This is a genomic window from Streptomyces aurantiacus (genome assembly GCF_001418335.1).
Lineage (GTDB): Bacteria > Actinomycetota > Actinomycetes > Streptomycetales > Streptomycetaceae > Streptomyces > Streptomyces aurantiacus.
In genome coordinates this window covers 1-1,576 of sequence record NZ_LIPP01000488.1, presented here as the reverse complement: position 1 = coordinate 1,576, position 1,576 = coordinate 1, and the positions used below count along the sequence as shown (strand labels likewise).

The 1,576-nt window shown below is 73.0% G+C and carries 1 protein-coding gene; it reads left to right on the top strand.

The window, feature by feature from the left end:
- Positions 1 to 168 precede the first annotated feature (168 nt).
- On the top strand, positions 169 to 1,576 hold a 1,408-nt coding region (locus tag AOK01_RS39305), incomplete at its 3' end, for a beta-ketoacyl-[acyl-carrier-protein] synthase family protein (RefSeq protein ID WP_079104111.1).

Genomic DNA, 1,576 nt, shown 5'->3' with positions numbered 1-1,576 from the left:
GGTTGTGGTGGGTTATGGGGGGGGTGGTGAGCGGTGGTTGCTCGCCCACTCCTGCTCGTCGGCGGTCACCTGACAGCTGGCGGCCGACGGCAACTCGGTTCGGTGACACTGGAATTCGCTCCTTGTGTCCGACGTGCCCCACCACCGAGCGAAGGAAGCAGCAGTCACATGCACCGTTCGTACGACGACGACGCTCCCCTCTCCCCCGACACTGACGCCGACACTGACACCGACACGACCGCCACCGCCGCCGAGGTCGTACCCGGCGCCCCTCTCGCCCTCTCCGCCGACGGTCCCGCGGCCACCCTGCGCGACGGCGACCGGTTCACCGCGCTGCGGACCGCCGGCCCTCGCGCCGTCGAGGAGTCCTACACCCGGAGGTGGGGTGTCTGGCACCGCGACCTCGACCGCCCGTCCGAAGAACCGCTCCAGGACCCGGAGATACGGGCCTGGGCCACGCAACGGCTGGAGCAGGGATACCTCGTACGCCATCACGCGCGTCCGGCGACGTCGGAAGGTCAGGAGCCCGCCTCCGCCGGGCGGCGCCGGGTGGTGGTCACCGGGCTTGGCGCAATCACCCCGCTCGGTGTCGGCGTCGGCGAGCTGTGGCAGGGGCTGTTGGACGGGCGGCACGGGATACGTGAGCTGGACGGGCCGGAGTTCGTCGGCCTGCCGGTGCGGACCGGGGCACTCGTGCCGGTGGACCTCACCGAGCTGGTGCCCCGGCAACGGGCCCGCCGGATGAACCGTTCCGCCCAACTCGCCCTGGTCGCCGCGCTGGAGGCCTGGCAGGACGGCGGCCTTGACCCGTCGGGTACGCGGGAGAGCGGGCTCGACCCGGAACGAGTGGGCGTCTCGGTCGGCACGATCATCGGCGGTGCGCCCGTGCTCGTGGCGGGCGACCGGCTGCTGCGGGAGAAGGGGCCGCGTTCGGTCCCGCCCCTCACCACCCCGATGACCGTGCCCTCGCAGGCCGCGTCCCAGGTGTCGCTCGGGCTGCACATCACCGGGGAGGCCCGGACCGTGACCAGCGCGTGCGCCTCCGGTACCGAGGCCATAGGGCAGGTGATCGACCGCATCCGGTACGGGCATGTGGACGTGGCGCTGGCCGGAGGCACGGAGGCGGTGGTGACGCCGGCGCTGATGGCGGCGTTCGCGTCGATGCGTGCCCTGTCCACGCTCGGCGTGGCGTCCGGGACGACGCCGTCACGGCCGTTCGCCAAGGACCGGGACGGCTTCGTGAACGGGGAGGGCGCCGGTTTCCTGCTCCTCGAAGCGGAGGAGCACGCGCGTGCGCGTGGGGCCCGGGTCTACTGCGAGGCGGCGGGTTGGGGGCTTTCCGCCGACGCCCATCATGTGGCCGCTCCCGATCCGAGCGGGGCCGGTATCGACAGGGCCGTCCGACGGGCCGTGCGGGACGCGGGGGCGCGTCTCGTGGACGTGGTCCACGTCAACGCGCACGCCACGGCGACCGTCGACGGCGATCTGGCCGAAGCGGTTGCCCTGGCCGGGGTGTTCGGGGCCGGTCGGATACCTGTGACCGCGCTCAAGGGGCACCTGGGGCATCTGCAGGGGG